Source organism: Haloarcula sp. CBA1129 (genome assembly GCF_008729015.1).
Taxonomy (GTDB): domain Archaea; phylum Halobacteriota; class Halobacteria; order Halobacteriales; family Haloarculaceae; genus Haloarcula.
On sequence record NZ_RKSM01000001.1, the window covers coordinates 921608 to 943230 of the forward strand.

At 55.5% G+C, this 21623-nt stretch carries 28 protein-coding genes and 5 pseudogenes; 16 read left to right on the plus strand and 17 right to left on the minus strand.

The window, feature by feature from the left end:
* Nucleotides 1-196 precede the first annotated feature (196 nt).
* Nucleotides 197-778, plus strand: a pseudogene (locus Har1129_RS04575) (hypothetical protein).
* Between the two features lie 65 nt (nucleotides 779-843).
* Entirely contained in the window at nucleotides 844-1854 is a 1011-nt protein-coding gene (locus tag Har1129_RS04580) for a hypothetical protein (RefSeq protein ID WP_151099611.1), read from the plus strand.
* Here Har1129_RS04580 and Har1129_RS20845 read toward each other — a convergent pair whose 3' ends face one another.
* The 3 genes from Har1129_RS20845 to Har1129_RS04595 are packed head-to-tail and all read right to left on the minus strand — an operon-like array spanning nucleotide 1855 to nucleotide 2580.
* Nucleotides 1855-1977, minus strand: coding sequence for a DUF3368 domain-containing protein (locus Har1129_RS20845; protein ID WP_255518330.1), 123 nt, complete (start codon nucleotides 1975-1977; stop codon nucleotides 1855-1857).
* The gene (locus Har1129_RS04590) at nucleotides 1941-2345 is read right to left on the minus strand and encodes a DUF3368 domain-containing protein (RefSeq protein WP_151099612.1); all 405 of its coding nucleotides are present in this window, start codon (nucleotides 2343-2345) and stop codon (nucleotides 1941-1943) included. The genes Har1129_RS20845 and Har1129_RS04590 overlap by 37 nt, the downstream gene beginning before the upstream one ends.
* On the minus strand, nucleotides 2335-2580 hold the full coding sequence (locus Har1129_RS04595) for a UPF0175 family protein (protein ID WP_151099613.1): 246 nt from the start codon (nucleotides 2578-2580) through the stop codon (nucleotides 2335-2337). The genes Har1129_RS04590 and Har1129_RS04595 overlap by 11 nt, the downstream gene beginning before the upstream one ends.
* Before the next feature lie 175 nt (nucleotides 2581-2755).
* Between Har1129_RS04595 and Har1129_RS04600 the strand changes: the two genes are divergently transcribed.
* A complete protein-coding gene (locus tag Har1129_RS04600) occupies nucleotides 2756-3004 on the plus strand; it encodes a hypothetical protein (RefSeq protein ID WP_151099614.1) in 249 nt (82 codons plus the stop codon).
* Between the two features lie 41 nt (nucleotides 3005-3045).
* On the opposite strand, the gene Har1129_RS04605 is transcribed toward Har1129_RS04600, so the two are convergent.
* The 4 genes from Har1129_RS04605 to Har1129_RS04620 all read right to left on the minus strand — a co-directional run bounded on the left by Har1129_RS04605 (nucleotide 3046) and on the right by Har1129_RS04620 (nucleotide 4725).
* On the minus strand, nucleotides 3046-3450 hold the full coding sequence (locus Har1129_RS04605) for a transcriptional regulator (protein ID WP_151099615.1): 405 nt from the start codon (nucleotides 3448-3450) through the stop codon (nucleotides 3046-3048).
* 23 nt (nucleotides 3451-3473) lie between these two features.
* Entirely contained in the window at nucleotides 3474-3779 is a 306-nt protein-coding gene (locus Har1129_RS04610) for a DUF6516 family protein (protein ID WP_151099616.1), read from the minus strand.
* 512 nt (nucleotides 3780-4291) lie between these two features.
* A complete protein-coding gene (locus Har1129_RS04615) occupies nucleotides 4292-4471 on the minus strand; it encodes a hypothetical protein (RefSeq protein WP_151099617.1) in 180 nt (59 codons plus the stop codon).
* Complete coding sequence (locus Har1129_RS04620; RefSeq protein ID WP_151099618.1) at nucleotides 4468-4725, minus strand: hypothetical protein; 258 nt, start codon at nucleotides 4723-4725, stop codon at nucleotides 4468-4470. Before Har1129_RS04620 ends, Har1129_RS04615 begins: the two co-directional genes overlap by 4 nt.
* A 327-nt stretch (nucleotides 4726-5052) precedes the next feature.
* Here Har1129_RS04620 and Har1129_RS04625 point away from each other — a divergent pair.
* A pseudogene (locus Har1129_RS04625) lies at nucleotides 5053-6044 on the plus strand (transposase).
* Between the two features lie 79 nt (nucleotides 6045-6123).
* On the opposite strand, the gene Har1129_RS04630 reads toward Har1129_RS04625, so the two are convergent.
* A complete protein-coding gene (locus Har1129_RS04630; RefSeq protein WP_151099619.1) occupies nucleotides 6124-6744 on the minus strand; it encodes a hypothetical protein in 621 nt (206 codons plus the stop codon).
* 94 nt (nucleotides 6745-6838) lie between these two features.
* Here Har1129_RS04630 and Har1129_RS04635 point away from each other — a divergent pair.
* Nucleotides 6839-7115: pseudogene (locus Har1129_RS04635) on the plus strand (zinc ribbon domain-containing protein); the annotation flags it as partial.
* A 106-nt stretch (nucleotides 7116-7221) separates the two neighbouring features.
* Here the strand turns inward: Har1129_RS04635 and Har1129_RS04640 are convergent.
* Nucleotides 7222-9735: a PAS domain S-box protein gene (locus Har1129_RS04640; protein ID WP_191906240.1), complete on the minus strand. Its 2514-nt coding sequence runs from the start codon at nucleotides 9733-9735 to the stop codon at nucleotides 7222-7224.
* A 184-nt stretch (nucleotides 9736-9919) separates the two neighbouring features.
* Entirely contained in the window at nucleotides 9920-10180 is a 261-nt protein-coding gene (locus Har1129_RS04645) for a hypothetical protein (RefSeq protein ID WP_151099620.1), read from the minus strand.
* An 85-nt stretch (nucleotides 10181-10265) separates the two neighbouring features.
* Here Har1129_RS04645 and Har1129_RS04650 point away from each other — a divergent pair, with 85 nt between their 5' ends.
* Entirely contained in the window at nucleotides 10266-10505 is a 240-nt protein-coding gene (locus Har1129_RS04650; RefSeq protein ID WP_151099621.1) for a hypothetical protein, read from the plus strand.
* 125 nt (nucleotides 10506-10630) lie between these two features.
* Here the strand turns inward: Har1129_RS04650 and Har1129_RS04655 are convergent, their stop codons facing one another.
* The 5 genes from Har1129_RS04655 to Har1129_RS04670 all read right to left on the minus strand — a co-directional run bounded on the left by Har1129_RS04655 (nucleotide 10631) and on the right by Har1129_RS04670 (nucleotide 14847).
* Entirely contained in the window at nucleotides 10631-11779 is a 1149-nt protein-coding gene (locus Har1129_RS04655) for a Fic family protein (protein ID WP_151099622.1), read from the minus strand.
* Nucleotides 11780-12143: 364 nt separating this feature from the next.
* Complete coding sequence (locus Har1129_RS04660) at nucleotides 12144-13025, minus strand: hypothetical protein (protein ID WP_151099623.1); 882 nt, start codon at nucleotides 13023-13025, stop codon at nucleotides 12144-12146.
* A 186-nt stretch (nucleotides 13026-13211) separates the two neighbouring features.
* Nucleotides 13212-13346: a hypothetical protein gene (locus Har1129_RS21150; protein ID WP_255518331.1), complete on the minus strand. Its 135-nt coding sequence runs from the start codon at nucleotides 13344-13346 to the stop codon at nucleotides 13212-13214.
* Entirely contained in the window at nucleotides 13347-13646 is a 300-nt protein-coding gene (locus Har1129_RS04665) for a hypothetical protein (RefSeq protein WP_151099624.1), read from the minus strand.
* An 883-nt stretch (nucleotides 13647-14529) separates the two neighbouring features.
* Nucleotides 14530-14847 (minus strand): helix-turn-helix transcriptional regulator, encoded by a 318-nt coding sequence (locus Har1129_RS04670; protein ID WP_151099625.1) that lies wholly within the window; start codon nucleotides 14845-14847, stop codon nucleotides 14530-14532.
* 418 nt (nucleotides 14848-15265) lie between these two features.
* On the opposite strand from Har1129_RS04670, the gene Har1129_RS21305 reads away from it, so the two are divergent.
* Nucleotides 15266-15496 (plus strand): MarR family transcriptional regulator, encoded by a 231-nt coding sequence (locus Har1129_RS21305; RefSeq protein ID WP_049919346.1) that lies wholly within the window; start codon nucleotides 15266-15268, stop codon nucleotides 15494-15496.
* Here the strand turns inward: Har1129_RS21305 and Har1129_RS04675 are convergent.
* A complete protein-coding gene (locus Har1129_RS04675) occupies nucleotides 15465-15701 on the minus strand; it encodes a hypothetical protein (protein ID WP_151099626.1) in 237 nt (78 codons plus the stop codon). The genes Har1129_RS21305 and Har1129_RS04675 overlap by 32 nt on opposite strands.
* Before the next feature lie 148 nt (nucleotides 15702-15849).
* Between Har1129_RS04675 and Har1129_RS04680 the strand changes: the two genes are divergently transcribed.
* From Har1129_RS04680 to Har1129_RS04700, 5 genes and pseudogenes are all read left to right on the plus strand, one after another.
* Nucleotides 15850-16146 carry a hypothetical protein gene (locus Har1129_RS04680; RefSeq protein ID WP_151099627.1) on the plus strand — a complete coding sequence of 99 codons (297 nt, stop codon included), beginning with the start codon at nucleotides 15850-15852 and terminating at the stop codon, nucleotides 16144-16146.
* Nucleotides 16143-16322, plus strand: a complete 180-nt coding sequence (locus tag Har1129_RS04685; RefSeq protein ID WP_151099628.1) for a hypothetical protein — start codon at nucleotides 16143-16145, stop codon at nucleotides 16320-16322. Before Har1129_RS04680 ends, Har1129_RS04685 begins: the two co-directional genes overlap by 4 nt.
* Nucleotides 16323-16630: 308 nt before the next feature.
* Nucleotides 16631-16891, plus strand: a pseudogene (locus Har1129_RS20855) (hypothetical protein).
* The gene (locus tag Har1129_RS04695; protein ID WP_151099629.1) at nucleotides 16888-17067 is read left to right on the plus strand and encodes a hypothetical protein; all 180 of its coding nucleotides are present in this window, start codon (nucleotides 16888-16890) and stop codon (nucleotides 17065-17067) included. The pseudogene Har1129_RS20855 and the gene Har1129_RS04695 overlap by 4 nt, the downstream one beginning before the upstream one ends.
* A 487-nt stretch (nucleotides 17068-17554) precedes the next feature.
* Nucleotides 17555-18547, plus strand: coding sequence for a hypothetical protein (locus tag Har1129_RS04700; protein ID WP_151099630.1), 993 nt, complete (start codon nucleotides 17555-17557; stop codon nucleotides 18545-18547).
* 143 nt (nucleotides 18548-18690) lie between these two features.
* On the opposite strand, the gene Har1129_RS04705 is transcribed toward Har1129_RS04700, so the two are convergent.
* The gene (locus Har1129_RS04705) at nucleotides 18691-19728 is read right to left on the minus strand and encodes a PQQ-binding-like beta-propeller repeat protein (RefSeq protein WP_191906238.1); all 1038 of its coding nucleotides are present in this window, start codon (nucleotides 19726-19728) and stop codon (nucleotides 18691-18693) included.
* Nucleotides 19729-20226: 498 nt separating this feature from the next.
* On the opposite strand from Har1129_RS04705, the gene Har1129_RS04710 reads away from it, so the two are divergent.
* The 4 genes and pseudogenes from Har1129_RS04710 to Har1129_RS20860 all read left to right on the plus strand — a co-directional run bounded on the left by Har1129_RS04710 (nucleotide 20227) and on the right by Har1129_RS20860 (nucleotide 21384).
* Nucleotides 20227-20583, plus strand: coding sequence for a helix-turn-helix domain-containing protein (locus Har1129_RS04710; protein ID WP_151099632.1), 357 nt, complete (start codon nucleotides 20227-20229; stop codon nucleotides 20581-20583).
* Between the two features lies 1 nt (nucleotide 20584).
* The gene (locus tag Har1129_RS04715; RefSeq protein ID WP_151099633.1) at nucleotides 20585-20914 is read left to right on the plus strand and encodes a type II toxin-antitoxin system PemK/MazF family toxin; all 330 of its coding nucleotides are present in this window, start codon (nucleotides 20585-20587) and stop codon (nucleotides 20912-20914) included.
* A gap of 64 nt (nucleotides 20915-20978) precedes the next feature.
* Nucleotides 20979-21203, plus strand: a complete 225-nt coding sequence (locus tag Har1129_RS04720; RefSeq protein WP_151099634.1) for a hypothetical protein — start codon at nucleotides 20979-20981, stop codon at nucleotides 21201-21203.
* Nucleotides 21200-21384: pseudogene (locus Har1129_RS20860) on the plus strand (hypothetical protein). The gene Har1129_RS04720 and the pseudogene Har1129_RS20860 overlap by 4 nt, the downstream one beginning before the upstream one ends.
* Nucleotides 21385-21623 lie beyond the last annotated feature (239 nt).

The window sequence follows — 21623 nt, forward strand, 5'->3', positions numbered from 1 at the left end:
ACGACACCTTCTTGAGACCGGTCAAATCCCAGACTTGACACACCAGATTTCGAGTGAAACACCATCGCTATCTGGTGGTTTTCTCCGGAAACAGTGGTGTGTGCCAATTCTTCAGCAATCGGTCGCCCAGACTGAGAGTTTTTTGAACCCCCAGCCGGGTGAGGGGTGCTCCAGCGAGAGCGTCCTGAAAAGAACCATGGCTTCGAAGACGACCAACAGCAGTCAGACCGGAGAACAGGCAGAACCCAGTGAATCGCAGTCGTTCCCAGAGTTGACAGTCCAAGCCGAAGGGACCGCAGACCGACTTCGGCGAGTCAATGAAACCGGGAGGGCCGATTGTCTCGAAACAGTCGAAGTTGAGCTTGCTGTCGAGTACGACATCGAGTCCTGCGACGAGTGGCGCAGTCTCATCGACCCGGACTATATGCAACAAAGACGGACCGTTGAGAAGGGCACGGTCATCGACGACTTGCTCGACAGGCTCGAAGGACACTACCGCCGGCAATCGTCCTCAAGGTTCCAAGCCCCGGACTGGAACCTCACGGTGATCGGCTCGGCGACCGCCTAGAGACGTCTCTTCATGGAGTGTACGCAACTGCGTGGCTCAGATCTTGACCGTGCCGACAAAGGCACTCTTCGTCTCAAGCAGTTGCTCGCCACAGACCTTGCAGACACAGGCGCAGCGCTGGCTGCCCTCGAACTCATCAACCAGTACGGCCTCGACGCGTCACCGGACAGCTTCATCGAAGAAGTCGCAGACGGCACAGGCTGCGAGTAGCCAGCTCACGCCCAGTCTCGGCTGCATTCGTTTTCTGTGACCCTCATGGCTGGAGTTTAAATACGATGACGAACGCAACCAAGCGTGTGACTGATCGGAATCCTGAATACGACCCCGCAGACATTCGAGGTGCAGCGAGTTCTGACCCTGAAACACGGGAAAACGGGCGGGAACGGGTCCTCAAATCCACCGGCTATCCCAGTCAGACAGAGGATGAGACTCGCACCTGTTCGACCTGCGGACAGGAGATTCCACAAGATAACCGCCAGTGTCCGTTCTGCGCTCAAACCGGTGTCTCAGAGATTCCTTCCGGCGATCAGGATAGCAGCCCACTTGGGGAGTGGACGTTCGGCCGGGTCGTACTCGCACTCGTCGAAGCGAACACTACCTTCCACGCACGAGCACTGGGCGCTGCGGCCTTCTCCGTGTCCAGTAGCATCGCGAGTGGCGAGGATACCTCTCACGGCACGGTGAAGTGTCGAGCGGCCTTTGGCACCGAGCCAGCCTCCAATCTCACTCAGGGCTGGCCCGACCTGCCGACTGAAACCACGATCGACGAGGAAACTGGACAGGCGCTCTTGGAGACAGCCGACGAGCAGACCGATTGGGACGGCGACGTCCAGCCACGGATCTATCTCGAGGACGGGACAGCGATTACCGACCGCTCGGAGTTCCAGCGCCTCACAGAGGAGTTCCGGCAGGACGATGGGACGTACTGGCTTGTGCCCGGCGTCGTGCAGCGCCATCAAGCGAGAGCCGAACCGGAGATAATTGGTATCGAGTTTTACTGTCGGCAGTGTGGCGCCGTGACGGGACACGAATCCCACGGGCTCGATGGCTTCGAGTGCCACACCCATCTCGACCGTATGATCTGGACTTGCAGAGAGTGTGGACAGCACCGACATGAGCCCGAACAGAAGGATGACACGGAGGAGGTTACCGGCTATGAGCACCTTCCCGACGGCGTCTCACCCGAGGACATCCACGGCGACGAGCCAGACTTCCAGGAGCAGGAGTTCCAAGACCAGATCAGTGCCTATCGCGAGCGACACGGATTCTTCCCGTGGGAGCGGTAGCTATTCTGCTGCTTCAGAGAGGGCGTTTGAGTAAAGCTCATCAGAGATCCAGAAGCCAGCGTCACGAAGGGCATCAAGTTCGTGTTTTAACTCAATGTCTCCAGCATTGGCTCCGCGGAGCAATATCCCGATGACACCCGTTCGCTCAGGTTGTGTCTCCGAGCGACCTGTCGACCGTCTTTTTCATCCAAAAGGATGAGGTCAGCACCGTGTTCGATAGCATGACAAATAGCGGCTGTTTCCCCGAGATCCAGCTCGTGGAAGATTTCGGTGAAGAGGTGTGACTGTTCCACCTCGGTAATCGTCAGGAACTCATCGTCATGCAACGAGCGAAGCGCGTCTACACCTGCTTCTCCATCAGTGAGTTCGTCCCAAACTTGCCGCGGAACGGTGATACCCGAAAACTGCGATTTGAGAAGGGAGAGTTGGTCGATGAGTGCAAGATTCAGCAGCGGTGACGTGTCCGAGACTACAAGCTCGTTATTCCGCATAGTCGAGGTCTTCGGCAAGTTCAGTGTCGGTGTAATGGCGTGGGATTTCGCGGTCGCCGAGTAATCTCTGGAACTCCCGATGGGACAGTTCTGCCAATGCACGCGCTTTCCCGAATGAAAGGACATCACGTGCGTAAAGCGAGACAGCCAGTTCTTGCTTCATTGCCTGCGGCCGCTCTCCCTCCGGAATCTGAAGTGCCTCATACACCTCTTCATCAATTTCGATAGTAGCCATACTCGTCTGTTGGATAACCCGATTATTGAGTGTTTGGCTACTCGGCCCAGATATGAAAAGAGAGCGTACCATCTGTGCGGTCTAAAGCTCTGTATTGGCGGGATTGGGCTACGAGACTACCCCTCGTTTACTGGACGGCCGCAATTTTCTGGCTCCCTCGTGGCTGGAGGACATCATGAGTCACACAGAATCGCCTTCGTTCGAGGAGTATGACTTCGACCACGGTGACCGCGTTTGCGTTGACTGGACGGATGGACTGGGTCCACTCGACGAGGTTGTGGGCACTGTCTCGGGTATCTCGCGCAGCGCCGGCGACGTGATCGTCGCTGTCGAGGCCGACGACGATCAGTATCCGGACAACTCGCTCTACTACGGAACTCACGACGCCGCTCCCGAGTGGGTCGAACTGCTAGAGCAATCCTAGTCTGACGGCGGGCCCCTCCAAAGAGAGCCGTCAGCAGAGAGTTATGGCGCAACAGTACTGGTATTTCCGTTCGATCCGGTAAATGAGATATCGATTTCAAGACCGTCATATGCCAATAGTGGCTTTTTGGCCTGTCCCGATCCGCCGCCTTGGAACTCGATAACGTCGATGTCTGCAAGTTCAGAGAGATTTCGGTGGACCTGCTTGTAGTCCCGGTCTACGAGGTCAGCGGCCTCGCGAATACTCTCGGGCCCATGTTCCGAGATCGCCTCTAACAGTTCCAGGTTCTTCGGACTGAGGAGACGACTAAGTTCGTCGTACGATTTGAAATTCAGCACTGGTTGGGCGTCCTCAAGATCTTCGCCGTCCTGAGCAGTTTTGATGCGACTGCGTGTCCGTTGATCGAGATGCGTGCGGTCACCAACGGTGACTTTGAGCGTGGGCATAGTATGGTCCTCCTGTAAGCGTCCTACTCCGACCAGTTCCACGAAACGGACGAAAGGTCCGCAACCTCGCGTTTGAAGCGGTCATAGAGCGTGAGCATCCCGGGAAACTCAATGGTTTCGACGTCGTCGTGGATGTGACGCTCGTGTCCTTTCGTCCGTTCATGTGCGTTGTCGTATCGGAGGATTGTCTCACCGCCGACTTCCCCGAGATGGAGACTGTAGTCCCATCCACAGGGGTAGGCGTCATCCTCCGTTTGTCGGATGGTAACAGCGACGACGTAGCCGTCTTCGACATCCCGCCAGTCTTCAATGGTGGTGTAGGACGCCATCCGCTACCCTATGGTACCAACCCCATAGGCATAAGCCTATGGGCCTCTCTCCATAGGGGCTCTTGATATATCTGAAGATGGGTGACTCACCACGACTGTGCCTCATCCCGATAGTTCGAGTGAGGATGTTATCAACGCAGGCTTCGAAAAATGGACTCCAATGGACAAGTGATCCGCCCTAGCAAGGACACAATCCGATTGCCAGACAGTTGCCGATATGTAGATTCAGACCCCGGCGGGCCACCCTATTCTGTACTACGATTCACTGGCCGAGTTCAGAGGACGGCCCGATGGAGCATCGACGAATTGTTCTTGCCGATGATTTCCAAAGCGCACGCTCCTGATGATGTCGGCGGTGCTGGCTGTTTGATATGGCCGAGCGGTAGCTGGGGCTGTGGTTTCAGATGCAGGTCGTGGTAAGACGCTCGTCCGTCGTCGACGCCCATTACGGTTCGATGCGAGCGATAAAGTCCACATCGGTTCGTCTACAAGTGACGCCACCAGTACTACAGCTACGGCTGGTCAACGACGATGGTGCCACAGCGAGGACAGAGCAGGCGGTCGCGCTGAACAGAATCGTCCATGATCCAGTCACCGCCGATTGGGCTGGCGTGCTCGCAGGCCGGGCAGAACAGCGCTACTTTTGAAAACTGTTGGTCAGGGTCGCTGGTGTAGAGCATCGGGTCGGTCATGCGTTTGGAGAGTAGTTGTGTCCGAGGACAGCACAGACGATGTTCAGGACGACTAAGCCACTAACCAGTAGGGGCTGTGCTGCAACAACGTTGGTCGCAAGTGTGGCCGCGATAACAAGTGGGAGCGGGATGCTCGCCCAGAAGGCGACTCCTTGGAAGACAGCGACAATCGTTTCGACGATCATCGCTACTAGTGATTGCACGTTCGATTCAGCAGCCGGAGGGCGTGGGAGAGAGAGGTCGGAGGTTGACATTGATACTTCGCTTACTCGACTAATGCATTGGGACCCTCATATAAAACACAGACCGTCAGTGTGTATTTGATTCACTTCACTGTCTGCCCGATACTTTACCACTTTTCACGGCATCGAGAATTTATCTTGAGACGATCTCAGAGTCCTTTAGAGATTTTACAACCGATTATAAACCGAGTAATACTGATTGTACAGCCTGTCATAGAATACGTCTCATACCCTCTACGTCGTGATTCGAACAGCTTCAGCTCACGTCTGAGTGAGTGAAATACTCCATTTCAAAAGCTATCCACACGAATCTGTTCGAAATCTTCCGGCTGAGAACCATTGTATGACAGGCTCGCAACCCTGCAAGACGTAGCTTCGGTAGAGGACTTCTTGAATGTCGCGGCTATCGAGACAGTACCGCTGTTTGAGCATCTTGAGTTCGAGTTTCTGCTGGAGTACGACGTGTTCGCCCCCTCGAGCGGGGGCGAACACGAGTGCACCAGCCACCAGACCTCTTTTGCGGCTTCCTTCACTGCTACTACAAGAATGTCTACGGCACGCGTCCAGTTACACGAGAATTCCATAACGGCCTTGTCTGGTACTACAGTGGCCTCGACAAACCGCCATCCAGAGACACTATCGACCGGTTTCTCACCGATCTTGAACATGTCATCGACCAAGTCTTCGACAGACTCGTCGAGCAGGCCGCTGCCCGCGGCCTGCTCGACTCCACATACTCCATCGACTCGACTCACATCGAAGCGATTCAGTACAACGACGCTGCGTCGTGGTACCACGATCCAACAGCTGAGGAGTACTACTACGGCTTCGGCTGTACACTCGTCTCAACCGGCGCAAAAATCCCGATAGCAGCGGAATTCACACAAGCGAAACAAGCGGATCAGGAGACGGCGATGCGCGTCACATGTGACGCGCTCGCCGTCGATACACCGATCTGGATGCTTGGAGACAGCGCCTACGACATCCTCGACTGGCACGACCACCTGCTGGCCGCAGGGGTCGTGCCAGTCGCTCCGTACAACCAGCGAAACACCGATGATCCGCTAGACATCGAGTACAGGGTCGAAGACCGCATCAAGGAACACAGTGAGGACGTTCAGCTGAAACAATCCATCTTAGACGAGACGTACAACCACCGGGCAGGAGTCGAACGAACCAACGATGCGGTCAAGGACTGCGGCCTCGGGCACGTCCGCGCCCGAGGCCGCGTCCATGCACGAACAGAAGTGTTCGTTGCACTCTGCCTTCGGCTCGTCGTTGCCATAACCAACTACGAGCGAGGAAGCAATCCGGGCTGTGAGAAGCTATGAGATGGATTGTATGACACGCTCGGGTTGCGGTTGTGCTGGACACACTTTCCCCACCCTGCTGCTTCGTACGTGACGCTTTCTATGACACGCTCTGTTCTGAACTAACCGGCTGAACCTCAATATTCCAATTGCTGTTTGTCTCGATTACTTGATCGAATTCAATTTTCTCCGTCGCTTCAGACTCAATATATACTGTATCCTCTTTTGTCGTCTCTAGCCCAACCATCGGGTCATTATAGGTGAATTCTACCGCGGCTCGACCTCCCCCTCCAGTATTTTGAATGTTTGCGCCATATGTTGCTGCTTGCGCCAAGAATTGGTAACCAATCGCGCCATCTGGGGGTTGTGCGGTAAGTTCGACAGTTCGTCTTTCATCACGATCAAAATACACCTCATTTATGCGCTCTCTGGGAAACCCATCTGTACCGGATGTGACACCGTCTGGTTCTATTGCTGATTCTTCCATCTGCCAAAACAATGCCACAGCAATCCGACCACTGTTGCCGGTATTTTGCACCGTGACTGAGAACGAATTCCTATTGTTATCGACTGAAATGAGTTCTGCATCCGACTGCAACAATTCACGAACTTCAAACGAGGGATCTTCCGACGCTGATGAATCTGAACCAGAACATCCTGTTAGAAAAGTTGCAGCAATCCCACTTGTCACCGCAAGGAAATTTCGACGACCAATATCCATTATGTGGAAATTTTTCTGTTAGCATATTATGCTACTGGTTACTACTTGATAAGTATCTGTGAAAATCATACTGTCATAATAATAATAATAATCGACGACCAAAGAGTGCGCGTCGTGTGGCGTTTCGACTGAGAAGCCGTTGTGGGTCCGTGAACACTCCTGTCCCACCTGCGGGTTTGAGGCGGACAGGGACGCAAATGCGGCGTGGAACATTCTTTCTCGCGGCCTCGAAGATGTAGGAGTGGGATACTCCGAATCAGCGCCTGTGGAGACTGCGCTCCCTGTGGATACACCTGTATCTGCAAAGTGCGTCGTAGAAGCAGGAAGCCCCTCCCCTCAAGAAACGAGCGGCGTCAGCCGTGAGCGAGTAGGGTAGGGTAGGGTAGTTCACCTCTATCAATCTTGTTTGCAAGATTGGGGCCAGTACAGACAAAGCATTGACTACTCACAGGTGACCGGTATAATGCAGGGACGGTTCTATCTGTAGGCTGGTATCTGAAGGGAAATGACATTACCGGTGGGTTCAGCATCGTTAAATTGGATATCGCCATCCAATCGAGACATGATTCGTTTGACTAACCACAGCCCCATCCCACTGCTGTGTGTCAACGAATCGATGTTGACTTCCCCCGAAATCACGCTTCGTTCTTCCGGTGGGATTCCCGGCCCATTATCTATAACTTTGAGTTCAACCATTGTCGCGTGTTTCGTTGCCGTTATCCTCACCTGTGCTGGCGCGTCGCCGGTATGCACAATCGCATTCTCGACAAGTTCTTCGACGCCCCGTTGCAACTCAGGGATCAATAGTAGCTGTACATCCGCCGGGACTTCGACTGTGATCTCTGCGTCCGGATACTCCGTCATCACTCGTTTGACGGCAGTGTCCACAACATCGGCTAGGTTGAGATAGGTTGGATCCGATGGGTCTAAAAGGAGTTCAACAATTTCCCGTTGCTTGTCAGTTTGTTCAAGAATGCGATCAGCTACTTTTTCAATCGTCATGGCTAATTCTACCACTTGATCTGAGTCCTGATTTTGAAGCATCTCCGCGTGACCCAGAACCACGGTCAACTCGTTGTAAAGGGTATGCCGTAGCATCCGATCAAGAGATGCAATATGTTGTTCCCGTTCGATCTGTTCGGTGAGGTCATGCATCGTCGCAACGATTCCCTCAACGTGACCAGTGTCGTCTTCGAGCGGATAATATCGGATATCAAACGTGCGGTCTGTTCGTGTCGGTCGTGTTCGGGTCATTCGGTAGTTGATTGTCTCGCCATCGAACGCTTGCTGCAAGTATGGTTCGACCGTCTCGTAAACATCCGGACCGATACCATCGCCGAGCGTCATCTCGGTCACCGACTCGTTATCGAGGCCGTGGAAGTCGCGGTATGCCTCGTTGGCAAATAGATAGTGCTTTTCTTCATCGATTGCGGCGATCAATTCCTTGGCATCTTCAACTGCAGATTCGTACTGTCGAAGCTTGAACTCTCGCTCCTTGCGGTCAGAGATATCCTGCTGGACGGCGACGTACGCTTCGATTTCACCATTGTCGTCAGTTAGTGGTGCAATCGTCTGGTGCGCATAGTACACATCACCTGATTTCCGTTGGTCCTGAATCTCTTCCTCCCAGACGTTTCCACTGGAGATTGTCGCCCACAATCGCTCGTAGTACTCGTCCGACATCTCGCCAGATTTGAGGACGCGCGGAGTCTGGCCGACGATCTCATCGCTGTCGTAGCCGGTGGCCCGTTCGAAGGCTGGATTTACGTACGTGATGGTGCCGTCCGGATCGGTCATATAGATAGAGTGGCCGGCCGATTCAACCGCTCGCTGGAACCGACGAAGCATCCGCTGGTATTCGACACGTTCGGTCATGTCTTCTTGGAACCCGATGTAGTTCGTGACCTCGCCCGTGGCGTCAGTAACCGGCGCAATCGTTACGCGGTTCCAGAACTTCGTTCCATCTTTGCGGTAGTTCTGCAGTTCCACAGTCACAGGTTCTTCAGCGTCGATGGCTGCACGCATCTCGGCCACTGGGCTATGCTCGGTGCTCTCACCTTGGAGAAATCGAATGTTTTGTCCGACTACATCTTCTTCCTGATAGCCGGTTAGTTCTGAGAACTTGTCATTCGCGTATACGAGCGGATTGTCCGGTTGGTTGGCGTCAGCTATCGTGATGCCAATGGGCGCTTCGTCGATGGCCCGATTCGTGAGGTGCAGTTCTTTCTGTTGATTAACATCCCGAAGGATGAGAATGACTGCTGGTGCTTCGGCCCACATCACTCTGGCTGCGGTAATCTCAACTGGTTTATGTACCCCATTGGCAGCGATGAGTTTTCCGTTACAGTGGTCAAGGGTCCGAGAACCGGACTGTACTGCATCAAGGAAATGACTGATAGAAGTGCCGTCGTCTGAGAGAAGCACATCCGCTATAGAGTCGTTCGACATCTGACCGCGGTCGCCGCCGTAGATATCAGTTACTCCACCATCGTTGAGATACGCTATCTCATCATCTTGGACGATTCCAATACTGTCGTGTGCAGCGTTGAGGTGTGTTTTGGCTCGTGCTTCTACATCGACGAGATCACACTGGTTACGGTAGTATCTGACTGCATCGGTGATGAGTGTCGCAAGGCGTTCCCACTGATTCTCGTGGCGTTCTTTGACGAGATAGTCGGTGACGCCGGCAGAAATGGCACGACTGGCGACCGCTTCGCACCCCTCACTTGTGCATAGCATAAACGGCAGTGTCGGCGCCTGTGCACGCACAACTTCAAGAAACGCGACGCTATCCGTATCTGGCAAGTCATGATCGCTGACAATGCAATCAACCTGTGTCTCGCTTCCCAATATATCAATAGCCTCTCCGACCGAAATTGCAGATATGACCCGTATATCACCGCGGTCTGGAAGTATACGCTCACAGGCGGCGGCGAATTCCTTGTCAGCGGTAACTGCTAGGACGCGAATTACATCCACGATTCTATACACTACCAAACCTCTGGCTCTCAATCAAGTTGGCTATTCTCTCTTTGGTAGCTCTGAGCGTGTCGTAGAACCTCTCTCTCGGGCTTCATTCACGGTATTTGAGTGAATTACTGGCTCAGCAAGCAAACTTACCGAGCCGTTCTCTCAAACCCCCTCCTGAATAAAGAAACCGGATTCACTACGGCTACTAATCCGGTAGTAGCCGATCCAAAACGACACTTGTCCCGTCCTCGGTCCGGGGTACTGTATTCTCCAGCAAGTGCTCATCAGTTTCGTCGACGTCGAGAATACCAGTTTCGACTATCCGGGGGCCGTCTTCTCGCTCACCGGTGAGGGTCAGGCACAGCTGACCGTCGACTTTTCCACCAGCAACCGAGATCGCCGCAACGTCATCGGGAAACGAGACGGTTGTCCAGCCGTCGGGTTTCCGGACCCGCAACTCAGTCATTAGTTCTTCTCCTCTCCGCAAACAGCATCAACGCTCCGTCTGGGTCAAGCAGAATTTTCTGGCTCCCTTGTGGCCGGAGGACATCATGAGTGACACAGAGCCGCCTTCGTTCGAGGAGTATGACTTCGACCACGGTGACCGCGTTCGCGTCGACTGGACGGACGGACAGGGTCCGCTTGACGAGGTTGTGGGCACTGTCTCAGGAATCTCGCGCAGCGCCGGCGACGTGATCGTCGCTGTCGAGGCCGACGACGATCAGTATCCGGACAACTCGTTCTACTACGGAACTCACGACGCCGCTCCCGAGTGGGTCGAACTGCTGTAGTAATGCTAGTCTGCCAGCAGGGGCACTCGCCCGTATTTTGTGGGCCTCTGGCAGGTGAGAGCGTCTTGACCACCAATCAGACAAGCACCCAATCCAGGCCAAGTTAGTTCGTTTAGGTACTGCTCTCACTCCAAGGGCTGATCGAGGATGTCGAAGATGTCGATAGCCTTGAACTCCTGATACCGCTCTTTCCCCGTTGTTTCGGCCAAGACGTCCTGTGCCTCAAGTTCTCGGATTGCGTTCCGTGCTGTCTGTGGGGTCACATCCAGTAGCTCGGCGACGTCGTTTGTGGTCAGGTATGGCTGTTTGAACAGGCGCATCGCCAACCGGTCGGCGGCTGTTTTTTCATGTCCATAGGTTCGCTCGTACTCTCGGCGAAGATTCCGAAGGTCGTTTGTTCGTGTGACTGCCTCGGCAGCTTGCGAGCGAATCCCCTCAACGAAGAACTCTAGCCAGGGCTCCCAGGCACCCGTTTCGCTGACTGTTCGCATCCGGTCGGCATACTCGATCTTGTTGCGGTTGAAATACGCGCTCGGATACAGATATGGTTGTGTGAGGTAGCCGTTCTGGAGCAGCTGCAACGTGATGAGGATACGCCCCAGTCGGCCGTTCCCATCCTCGAAGGGATGAATTGTCTCGAACTGATAATGGACAAGCCCAAGCTGGACAAGGTCGTGGTACTCGCTGGTCGTGTTGCAGTACTCAATTAGATTCGTCATCAGCTCTGGAATCCGGTCCGGTGCTGGTGGGACAAATGGCTCCTGGAACGACGAGGCTGCTGGGAGATTGATCGGCTTCGCACGGAACTCCCCAGGGAACTCACAGTGGCCGCGCACGTCCGCCATCAGTAACTTGTGCAGGTCCTGTAACAGTCCAAGTGTGATCTGGTCGCCCTCGGAAAGCCGCGTCGCGCCTTCAGTGATTGTCCGCTCGTAATTGAGTGCTTCTTGGACATCCTTCCGAGTGGTTCCGCTATCAGCGAGTTCTTGGGAGCGGAATACGTCCACGATATCGATATCTGCACCCTCAAGCACGACCGATTCGACAGCTTCGCGACGGACCATCGTCGTGTACAGTAGCGGATTGGCTTCTGTTTCGTCGCCGATCCCTTCTAGCCGCCCGAGCTGATAGATTGCGTCCTGCAGCAACTGCTGGAGGTCGGCATCGAATTCGAGGTCATGTGCCGGTGGCAATGGATCTGGAAGATAGTACGGCCGGCGACCGAAGGGAACATACTCCCCAGGCGCTTCATCCGGAAGGCTGGTACCTACCATTTTGCTTGCAGTCATCGTAGTCGGTCTAAGGAAAAATACCTGCGGTATATTTTGGTTAGCGCGCTGGATGTCCGATACCACTATATATGCGGAAAACTGGACACCGTTGCTAACCCAAATCAGAGATACGAGCTACAGGCAGGTCTTGTGACTGGGGTTGGCGTCACGCCTGTTGTGACCCGGTGAATTGTGCCGGTCGCTCCGTTCGTGTTACGACCACTCACTACTCTCCTGTCAGAATGGGATCGCTCCCGGTTGCTGCAGCTAGCAAACAGCAGCGTCGGCGGCGGCATGGCACGTACCACCGCGTCCAGCAGCGTTGGTTCAGTGTCGGTTCGCGTCTTATTCGGCGTGTGTCACAGGGTTAGGGCGTGGACTCCACCACAACGGGTGTGACGCCACCTGTTGTGGCTTTGTGATCGCTGCTCTCTAAGAGATCGAGGCCGATGTAGCGCTTGTCCAGCAGTCCTTCAGCGACCTTCATATCCATCGCAAGAATTTCTGTTTTCGTCTGGTCTCGTCCGACCTGTCGCGTCGTCTCGACGATGTCATCGCTGCCGATCTCGACGAGTGTCTCCCAGACCCGCTTGATCGTTTGGCGATGGGGCTCTTTCCCGAGTTCGGCAGTCAAAGCCGTTTGCAGATCGGCTCTGGTCATGAAGATACCACTGCCGTCCGTTCGTGTCGTGGCAAACTCCGGCCAGCGTTTGGCGACGGCAATGGCCCGATAGGTGTTCTGTCGGTTCGAACGCTCAACGAACATCGTCTTGACTTTCGACTGCCGACAGTTCGCGAAGAAATCCAGCGGCGAACTGCTGGGTTCGATGCCTTCGGGCAGCTGCTCGGCGTCCTCCTGCTGGTCGGTGTCGGCTTCGAGTTGCTGGGCTTTGGCGATGGCACTCTTTGCGACATCGTGGGTGGTCTCCTGCTGGGCTTCGACGTCGTCGAGTCGGCTCTCATTTTCGGCGGCGTTACCGACGGCTGTCGTCGCAACGTCGTGGGTCTGTGCAACGTCGTCCTCTAGTTCGGTGACGAGCTCTTGGAGGTCGTCAATAGTCGCGACCAACGTCTCAAGAACACTCGAAACCGGGGGTGAGACTTCGCCATTGAGGTTGTTGATGAGCGCTTGGAGTTCGTCGGTATCAGTGCCATCCTGTTCGATGTCGATGTCGAGGTGGTCGGCGAGGGCTTTGTCGGTGGCTGTGTCGTCGGTGCCGTCGTTGTTGGGGCTTGTTTGTCGTGGCATCGTGACCACAGGACCCGTGCTCGGAATCGAACCGAGCAGTGCTGACCACAGCACGGGCTATCGAGGTGTCGACTGACGCTGGACCGCTGACTGGGACCGGTATCTGGTAGCAACTGCAGTGACGCTTGAGCGCCTGCCAGTTTCAGCGCCGGCCAGGAGCGACGCTGGTGGGCATCCCGTAGCGGGTCACCTCTCGATCACCGCTGGACGCTTGCTACCGATGTCGTGGGTGTAGTTACCGATCATGTCGCGGAGCCACCGCTCATCAGGCTGTGCGGGCGCTGTGTGGCGCTCAGTCGTGGCCGTGGTGTCGCGGGCCATCTACTGCTTCCCTCCCGCCAACGGCCTAGGAGAGGTGCTGTCGCGTTCGACTCGCGCATAGTCTGTCGTCGAGACTGTGAATGACATGGACTCGTCAGCGGACTCGACGGCGGTGACGAGTTCCCGGCGGGTGGCTGTGTCCGGCTCGGACGCTCGCAGTCGGTGGATTGTCTCGGTCGACAGGTCGGCAAGCAAGACGCCTGTGACCTGCTCGGCGTCGACAGCACAGACCAGCAGGGAGGGATCGCTGTCGGTGGTCGTGATAGCGACGATCTCGCCGACAGTCGGCTGGGACCTCACCGGCCCACCTCCCAGTGGCAGGGGTGTGACCGAGCAGCAGTCGAAGAATCGCCATACTGCAGTCGGATATCACAAACGTTTTTGATACCAACTGAATACCAATCGGTTAGGTTCTGCTCCACGCTCCATGTTCCCTTGGTAGTCAGTTGTCCGATCGAATGTGTTGGGTGCAGGACCTGTCGTCGGCAACGGCGACGTTGGGTGGTGCGAGGCACGCCGATTTCCCCCGGCTGCCCACCATTCTGCTGCTCGGAATTCAGGAGCGGTGCAACTATGCCTGTCTCTTGAAGCTGGTGATTCAGTGGGTTGTGATACGTCGGCAAACCGACAGACAGCGGGGAGATATGGCAAGCGTTTTGACGGCCACTCGAATCAGGACTACATGGGTTCCGTGCCCTGTCCACCCCCACTGGATTCACCCATCCTACCAACTGTGTCGGGGCTGGAACCTGTCGTCGGCGCCGACGATATCGGATGATGCGTTGCATCCCAGAACCCCCACCCCCAAGCAACCCATCATTCCGCTGATAGACACGGCGGAGCCATGGAGTCTCATTGTGTGTACAGTCCTGTAAGTCGCTGGAAGCACCGGTACTGCAGCGAGGGCAGCTCTTATCATGGGCTCGGTGGGGCGCGGTACCAGATGTCGAAGCCCCACAAAGGCTATGTGTGAAGCGTCTATCATATTCGACTGGGTTCTGGTCCCCGCTTTGAGCTCCCCTGATTGCTGGTCGTCTGACTGGGTTTCTCGGGTCCGGAACCCAGCCGTGCCTCTGACATTGTCGACTGGTGGGCGCTACTTCCCATTGTGGCCCACCACTTTCCCTCCAAACGACCGGGCAAGATTGTATCGTCCTCCTCCGATTGTGTCGTATCGTCGCCGTCATCGCTGTGACTCTCCGGCGCCGGGCCGAGGCTGGTCACACAGACTAGCGATCGTGTCGGCGTGATACTGGAGGAGTTGTGTGCCAGCATCAGTCAGCGTATACTCGTTGGTGCGGGCGTCGAGTTCTTCTCGGTTGACGAGGTTCTGGTCGGCGAGTTGTGTGAGATTCTGGTAGAGGCGGCTGTGGTTGATCGGGTTGGCGTAGCGCTCGTCGAGATAGTCTTTGAGTGCGAAGCCGTAGGGTTTGTCGTCGACGGCGGCGATGGCTTCGAGCAGATCGCGCTGGAAGCCCGTGAGGTCGTGGTAGGTCGTCATCGGTGGCCTCCCTGCGTGTGTATCTGGCTGGGACTGGGACCAGACATGGCAAGAGTCTGGGGCGCGCGTGAACGGAAGTCGATTTTTGGCGGTCGATTCTCGTCTGTGGCCCGCTGGAGCGTATTCGTGGGCCGCTCAGGCGATGAACGGAAAATCATCGGAAGTGAACGGAAGTGCCGCCGTCTGGCGGTTTCCGAATGAACGGAAATCGAGGCTGGCGAGCGATGCGACTCTTCGTGGGTGGGCTTGCGGGTTGTCATGGGGTCGACGGGACGTCAGTGTGTGCGATTAGGCGTCGCCTATTTTGCCCTATTGACTCGCCATGACTTATTAGTTCCGCACGTGCCGAAGAATTTGCACCAATAGAGAAACTGAATGAACGGTGATATTTTCTCAGGTCGTCTCAAATACAGAGCTAATGGGTCGCCGGAAACGAGTTGAAGACGATGAAATACTACAGGCTATAGCTGTCTCTCCAGACCCTATAGTTACCGCGTCGGAACTCTCCGAACATATGGATTACACCGATGATGGCGTACGAAACCGATTAGACGATCTCGAAGAGCAAGGCTTGGTGATGAGTCGAGATGTCGGTTCTAGAGCGAAGGTTTGGTGGATCACGACTCAGGGGCGGCAGAAGCTTCGATAGAGGCCTTCCACCAGACTACTGAGCGGGCACCGACTTGCCTAGAAACAACTCTCTCCTCTTTTTCTAATTCTTTGAGACGCCGGCGTAAACCATCCTGACCAATGGGTAGCTCCTGTGCCATCTCAGGTACTGTTCGAACTGGTGCATCAACTATATCGAACCTGTCGAGAATTTCGTCATCAGTTACGCTCACTCTTCGTGCCATCGTATGATGTGTTTCATCTCTTTGTGCCGAAAAACTTTTGATTAATCGCCTCGTGCTGATTAATACGGAATACACGCGCCGCTGGTCGATTTCTCACGAAATCGCCCCGGTGATGGCACACCGAGGCGCGTGGTTCCACTCAGAACCAATGGCAACTACGCAATCCAATCCACAAGAACGTACCGCCCGCGAACTACTGACCCAAAGCCGGCCGCTCTTCCTTGGCGTCGACGGCGAGGGTGCAGCGCATTACTGGGACAGCTACGAGTTCGCCGTCGCTGTTGTTTCGGCTGATGGCGATGCAGAGACGGTCGAGCTGGCGGCGACGCCCTTTGGGACGCTTTCTGACTGGTGCGAGTACACGCGCTCGGAGCGTGGCTGGGACATCGGCCCGCACGTCGGTGGGTCGCTGGTTGGGGATCTTGTTCGGGCGGTGGAAGCATGAGCGAGACCGTCGCCGACGCGAACGGCTTCGTGTACGAGCCCGTCCGTGGCTCAAAGCGGAAGATCGAGTTTGAACCACGGTCGGACGGTCGCCTCGAGCGTATCGAGGCCGTCTGGAACGGGTGTCAGTGGCGAGTGACTGGGCGGGAAGTTGTGACGACGGTTCGGCGGATTTGAGCGTTTGGCAGCCTGTTTTCACCGTGCAGAGTCAGAACTGACTGGTCAGTACGCGCGTGCGAATTGAGCATAACCAATCCAGTCAGAACCACCAATAGCATGAATCAATCGTCGTCTTCGAGTGACTCCACCGCATTTTGAAGCGCTTCCAGAGCGTGCTCCAATTCCTGAGACACTTCGGAGTTGTCTACTTCCTCCTTGACAATTCGAGTCTGTTTTAGCGCTTCTTTCAGCCTATTTGTCATTTCTATACCTGACAGGTCATGTATCCATCATAATAATATTTCGGTTCCCTGTACTGACCGTCCATCCGCGAACGACTGACCCAAGGTCGACCGCTGTTTCTCGGCGTCGACGGCGACGGCGTAGCGCATTACTGGGATAGCTACGAGTTCGCCGTCGCTGTTGTCGCAGCCAATGGCGACGGCGAGAAAGTTGAGTTGGTTGATACGCCGTTTGAGACGCTTGCTGAGTGGTGCGAATACACGCACTCGGAGCGTGGGTGAGCGATTGGTCCGAATGTCGGTGGATCGCTCGTCGGAGATCTCGTGCGGACGGTGGAAGCATGAGCGAGACTGTTGCTGACGCAAGAGGCTTCGTCTACGAACCCGTCCGTGGTCCCAAGCGGAAGATCGAGTTCGAACCGCGAAGCGATGGTGAGTTCGAGCGCATCGAGGCTGTCTGGAACGGCTGTCAGTGGCGGGTCACTGGGCGGGAGGTCGTGACGACGATGCGGCGGATTTGAGAACCAGCTTGGATTCGTTCACTCAAAATATTTAGAACCGTCTGTTCAGCACGCGTGCGAAGCCGACGGGTAATTCGGGTTTAGAGGGTGGCATCTCGTATGAAACTACGATTGGGATTTGAGCGTTATTTACACTTATCAGCTTATCACGAGATGTATCAGGTATGTCTCAAGACCTGCAGACAAAACTATTGTTAGGAGTCGGGGCTGTCGGAATTATCGCAGGGTTTCTCCTCATTATCCAAGTACCAGCGGCTAACCAATATCACGAAACAACACTTTCAGCTACTGGAGTTAGCGTTTTACTCATCCTGTTCGGTATGCAAACTCTGGCTGAGTCACAGAGGTAGATCTTCATTGCGCTTTGTGATCTTATTGTACTGACCGCTACGCGTCGCTGAAAGGACGGCTCTGAACCAGCTCGCAGAACCCACGTTCCGCCGTGATTTCAACCATCGTTTTCACCGATAACAACATACCACTGCCAATGACCTTCGGTCCAACCTGGAACAACCTACTCGACAACGTTGACGCACTCCCGTTGGATGCAACCCTCGTCACCCCGCTGTCGCGCAAAGCCTTCGGCATCGAGGATGTGCAGGAACACCGCGTGCTGATCCAGTACCGAGACGACGACGAGACGATTCCACTCCAGCAAGCCCAATTCGAGACACTCTACGAGCGCGTAAGCGAGGCCCGTGGTGAATTCGATGTCGACCGCTTGCCGCCCGACGCCGAACCGTACGCGACCGTTCTGTCTCTCCATCCACGGTTTGAGATAGACGACCGAGCAGGGACACTAACCGAAAGCGACCAGTCCACGGGATCGCCACTGGTGGAAGCTCAAAGCGGTAGTGAGGAACCCGACGAGACCGAGCGCGAAGAGCCAAATATGGACGTGTATGCAGACGCGCTCTTGCTGATTGACGCCCTCGAACGCCATGACCTGACGAAGCTCGACGCTGTCGACACGCCTGCACTCGTGAATGTCTACACCCTGCTGTCGGACGTCCAGCGCAACGCAAACGACCTCCGGAAAGACGTTCGGAGCGTCTTGCTTGATCGGCTCCATCACGACCAGCCAGTCTCTGGGCAGTTTGGGTCCGTCCAGCGGACCACGCGTCGGAATCGGTCGCTCAAGGACGATGAGCTGGTGTTGAACGCGTTTGAATCCGCCGGCATCGAGCGTGAACGGTTGACAACGGTCGATTCCAGCAAGGTTGACGAAGCACTCGACGTGACCGAATTGTCCGAGTCCGACGTCTACGACATCGAACCGAGCGAGTACGTTCGCAAGGCCGATGTAGACGAACAGGAGAAGGAAACACGTCTACAGGGGCTGAAAGACCAACTTGAGGCGACCGAAGGCGAGGAAGCCGACGAACTCCGCGAGGAGATCGACGAACTCGAAGACCGGATCGCTGAGCTGACTGAATTTCGGTCCGGTCGGTCGTTCCACGACTCTTCGGCTGGTGGATAGTGTGGCCACCGTATGTGCGAACGGATGGGAACTGTCGCTGACGTTGACCTACGGTTGGTACGACGTCCCAGATTTGTGAGGAAGGGGCCCAGAATCGGCTGGGCAGTCTGTGTGCGAACTGGCCGTTGATCTTGCGGATGAACTCATCGTTCAATCGCGTATGCATACCCATCGCTACTGCCGAAATAGACCGTTTCATCAGTGACGTAAGGTTTCGAGTGGATAGCGTTGCCAGTCTCGAATACCCACTGCTGGGCCCCAGTTTCGGCATCGAATGCTCGCATATTCCCGTGCCGATCTCCGATATAGACGACACCATCGGCAACTCTCGGGTCGCTGAGAAGTGGTCCCTCTGGTTTGTCGGTTTTCCAGCGGACCTCACCTGTCGCTACGTCCACGGCGTAAAAGGCGCCAAAAAAACTGCCGACGTAGACCGTGTTCTTCGATATTGCTGGCGTGGAGTTGATATCATGCTCCGTTGCCAGTGACCAAAGCAGACTGCCATTGTAGCGATTAAGCGCATATAGTGTTGCGTCGGTCGATCCGACAAAGATGCGATCACCATCGACGGCAGCACTGTTCGAGATTTTGTCATCAGTGGCGAACTCCCACAACAACTCGCCAGTCGCGGCGTCAAGTGCATACAGTGACTTGTCAATACTTCCGATGTAGACAATGTCACCGTCTACTACCGGGCCAGCTGCAACCTCGTTTTGGGTAAGATATGCCCACTGCTCGTCGCCGGAGTTGGCATCAACTGCGTACACATGACCATCGTAGCTGCCTACATATATTGTCCCATCTACGTAGCTCGGATTACTGCCGACGCCGCCGTCAGTGTGAAACCGCCAGCGTTCTGTCCCGTCCGGGGCAACTGCGTAGAGGGTATTATCCCAACTGCCAACGTAGATTGTGTCGTCGGTGGGCTCAGGACTGGACCAGATTTCGCCCTCAGTTTGAAACGTCCATTTGAGTGTGCCATCAGCTGGCTCTAACGAATAGAGGTTGCCGTCATCACCAGCGATATAGAGCTGTCTATGTTTGATACTCGGGGCGGTACCAAGACGAGCCCCAGCCTGATACCGCCACTGAAGCCGTTGTGGGCCGAGCAGGCCCCCAGTCCACCTGTCGCGGGTCGTAGCAGTACAGCCCGCGCTCCCAACCGCACCACCAACAAGCACCGTCAGGAACCGACGCCGAGTATGTTTCAAAGATTGGTCCTCACTGTATTCAGTTCGAATATATTTGGGTGTGCAACGGTTTTAGTTTGGTCGGAGCTCACCCGAGAGCGGGAGTGGGATATCTTCGACCGTTCCGAATGGATGGTTATCTGGGTTCTCGGTTTCATTCCCATCTGCGTCGATTTCCAGTGTGTATTTGGGAGTTGGCCGACCCAGACTGGATACAGTTCTTGTATCTGTTGTTGTGGATGCGGTTTCTTTACTCATGCAACTGGCTGGAATAGCGGGTGGGTATGTCTGCAAATTGAGCGCTGCGAGTCCTACCAACTTCAAATGCTATTCAGAGCGCAGTACAAGATGCAGAGCGCGTATGCATCACTACTTGTGCAGTGAGAACAGAGGGTATAGATCGGCCGATACAGATTTTGATCACGAGCGTCTTTTGACGGGAACAACTTTATGACGTTCTCAGACAGAGACTGACATAGACGGACACCAATGCCAATCAGAATCGATTCCAGCGGAGGAGACACGCCACCCGTTAAACCCGGCACGAACGGCCACGAACTGCTCACGGTGTTGCTCGACCATCCCGACATGGGGTTCAGCCCGAAGGAACTGACGGAACTGACTGACGTGCCGCATTCCAGTGTCCACAAGACCCTCTCCCGACTCCAGGAGAAGGGTCTTGTTCGGAAGGTCGATTCCTACTGGGCGGTTGCCGAGGACGTCGCAGCCTCGGAGGTTGCGAACGCAGTGAGCCTCCAGCAAATCGAGGCCGAGTATGGCGACGACGCCTACGGCGACGATGACGAATGGGCCGACGAAGCGCCGGATTTAGGAGAAAACGCGTAGGATGGCCTACGCACAAGGCAGTGTTGTCCTCGCGCCAGCAACGTTCAAAAGCGGGGTCCGGCCGTATCTCGTCGTCTCGAACCGGAACCGACCGTTCTTCGGCGATCGATATACGGTTGCAGTCATCACGTCGACTGAGCGGGAGACGGCAGTTGAACTGACGGTCGATTCGCTCACCGAAGGCGAACTGAAGACGTATCCGAGTTACGTGAGTCCGTGGTCGCTACACGTCTTTCCCCACCAAGAGAGCACCAAGCGTGTGGCGCAGGTCGACGACTCAACCATGACTACCGTCGCAGACGGTATACACGAACTGACTCGAGTACTGTGATGAATCGATTCTCTGTACTGACCGACTCGCTCGCGAACGACTGATCTAGGGTCGACCACCCTTCATGGGCGTCGACGGCAACGGCGCAGCGCATTACTGGGACAGCTACGAGTTCGCCGTCGCTGTTGTTTCGGTTGATGGTGAGGGAGAGACGGTCGAGCTGGCGGCGACGCCCTTTGAGACGCTTTCGGAGTGGTGCGAATACACTCGTGGCGAGCGTGGGTGGGACATCGGCCCGCACGTCGGTGGCTTGCTGGTTGGGGATCTTGTTCGAGGTGTTGAAGCATGAGCGAGGTGTCGGTCGTCGACGCGAACGGCTTCGTGTATGAGCCTGTCCGTGTGGTCCCAAGCGGAAGATCGAGTTCGAACCGCGGTCAGATGGTGGGTTCGAGCGCATCGAGGCCGTCTGGAACGGCTGTCAGTGGCGGGTCACTGGGCGGGAGGTCGTGACGACGATGCGGCGGATCTAAGCGCCACTCTGGATTTCTTCACTGGAATCGCGCAGAAACGGCTGGTCAGTACGCGTGCGAACGGACCGCTACAATTCCTGTCAGTTTCAAATACTGTTCTGAGTGCCCTGAAAGATACAGGGCGCGTATCTCGCACGAGGTAAGTTCAGAACAGAGCGGCCAAATCGGCGTTCTGGGTTTAGGTTTCCCATTTGAGGTCAAAATCTACTGTTTCCATCTCTTTCGTTGCCTCCTCGTAC

Bases quoted from the DNA above. Each gene is read 5' to 3' on its own strand.
- Har1129_RS04660 (WP_151099623.1), bottom strand. From the start codon at position 13,025: ATGCCACGACAAACAAGCCCCAACAACGACGGCACCGACGACACAGCC.
- Har1129_RS04675 (WP_151099626.1), bottom strand. From the start codon at position 15,701: ATGGCACGAAGAGTGAGCGTAACTGATGACGAAATTCTCGACAGGTTC.
- Har1129_RS04595 (WP_151099613.1), bottom strand. From the start codon at position 2,580: ATGGCTACTATCGAAATTGATGAAGAGGTGTATGAGGCACTTCAGATT.
- Har1129_RS04650 (WP_151099621.1), top strand. From the start codon at position 10,266: ATGAGTGACACAGAGCCGCCTTCGTTCGAGGAGTATGACTTCGACCAC.
- Har1129_RS04720 (WP_151099634.1), top strand. From the start codon at position 20,979: ATGGGCGTCGACGGCAACGGCGCAGCGCATTACTGGGACAGCTACGAG.
- Har1129_RS04620 (WP_151099618.1), bottom strand. From the start codon at position 4,725: ATGTCAACCTCCGACCTCTCTCTCCCACGCCCTCCGGCTGCTGAATCG.
- Har1129_RS04615 (WP_151099617.1), bottom strand. From the start codon at position 4,471: ATGACCGACCCGATGCTCTACACCAGCGACCCTGACCAACAGTTTTCA.
- Har1129_RS04645 (WP_151099620.1), bottom strand. From the start codon at position 10,180: ATGACTGAGTTGCGGGTCCGGAAACCCGACGGCTGGACAACCGTCTCG.
- Har1129_RS04670 (WP_151099625.1), bottom strand. From the start codon at position 14,847: ATGACGACCTACCACGACCTCACGGGCTTCCAGCGCGATCTGCTCGAA.
- Har1129_RS21305 (WP_049919346.1), top strand. From the start codon at position 15,266: ATGGGTCGCCGGAAACGAGTTGAAGACGATGAAATACTACAGGCTATA.
- Har1129_RS04715 (WP_151099633.1), top strand. From the start codon at position 20,585: ATGGCCTACGCACAAGGCAGTGTTGTCCTCGCGCCAGCAACGTTCAAA.
- Har1129_RS04630 (WP_151099619.1), bottom strand. From the start codon at position 6,744: ATGGATATTGGTCGTCGAAATTTCCTTGCGGTGACAAGTGGGATTGCT.
- Har1129_RS04610 (WP_151099616.1), bottom strand. From the start codon at position 3,779: ATGGCGTCCTACACCACCATTGAAGACTGGCGGGATGTCGAAGACGGC.
- Har1129_RS04680 (WP_151099627.1), top strand. From the start codon at position 15,850: ATGGCAACTACGCAATCCAATCCACAAGAACGTACCGCCCGCGAACTA.
- Har1129_RS04685 (WP_151099628.1), top strand. From the start codon at position 16,143: ATGAGCGAGACCGTCGCCGACGCGAACGGCTTCGTGTACGAGCCCGTC.
- Har1129_RS04605 (WP_151099615.1), bottom strand. From the start codon at position 3,450: ATGCCCACGCTCAAAGTCACCGTTGGTGACCGCACGCATCTCGATCAA.
- Har1129_RS04700 (WP_151099630.1), top strand. From the start codon at position 17,555: ATGACCTTCGGTCCAACCTGGAACAACCTACTCGACAACGTTGACGCA.
- Har1129_RS04590 (WP_151099612.1), bottom strand. From the start codon at position 2,345: ATGCGGAATAACGAGCTTGTAGTCTCGGACACGTCACCGCTGCTGAAT.
- Har1129_RS21150 (WP_255518331.1), bottom strand. From the start codon at position 13,346: ATGGCCCGCGACACCACGGCCACGACTGAGCGCCACACAGCGCCCGCA.
- Har1129_RS04655 (WP_151099622.1), bottom strand. From the start codon at position 11,779: ATGGTAGGTACCAGCCTTCCGGATGAAGCGCCTGGGGAGTATGTTCCC.
- Har1129_RS04600 (WP_151099614.1), top strand. From the start codon at position 2,756: ATGAGTCACACAGAATCGCCTTCGTTCGAGGAGTATGACTTCGACCAC.
- Har1129_RS04695 (WP_151099629.1), top strand. From the start codon at position 16,888: ATGAGCGAGACTGTTGCTGACGCAAGAGGCTTCGTCTACGAACCCGTC.
- Har1129_RS04710 (WP_151099632.1), top strand. From the start codon at position 20,227: ATGCCAATCAGAATCGATTCCAGCGGAGGAGACACGCCACCCGTTAAA.
- Har1129_RS04580 (WP_151099611.1), top strand. From the start codon at position 844: ATGACGAACGCAACCAAGCGTGTGACTGATCGGAATCCTGAATACGAC.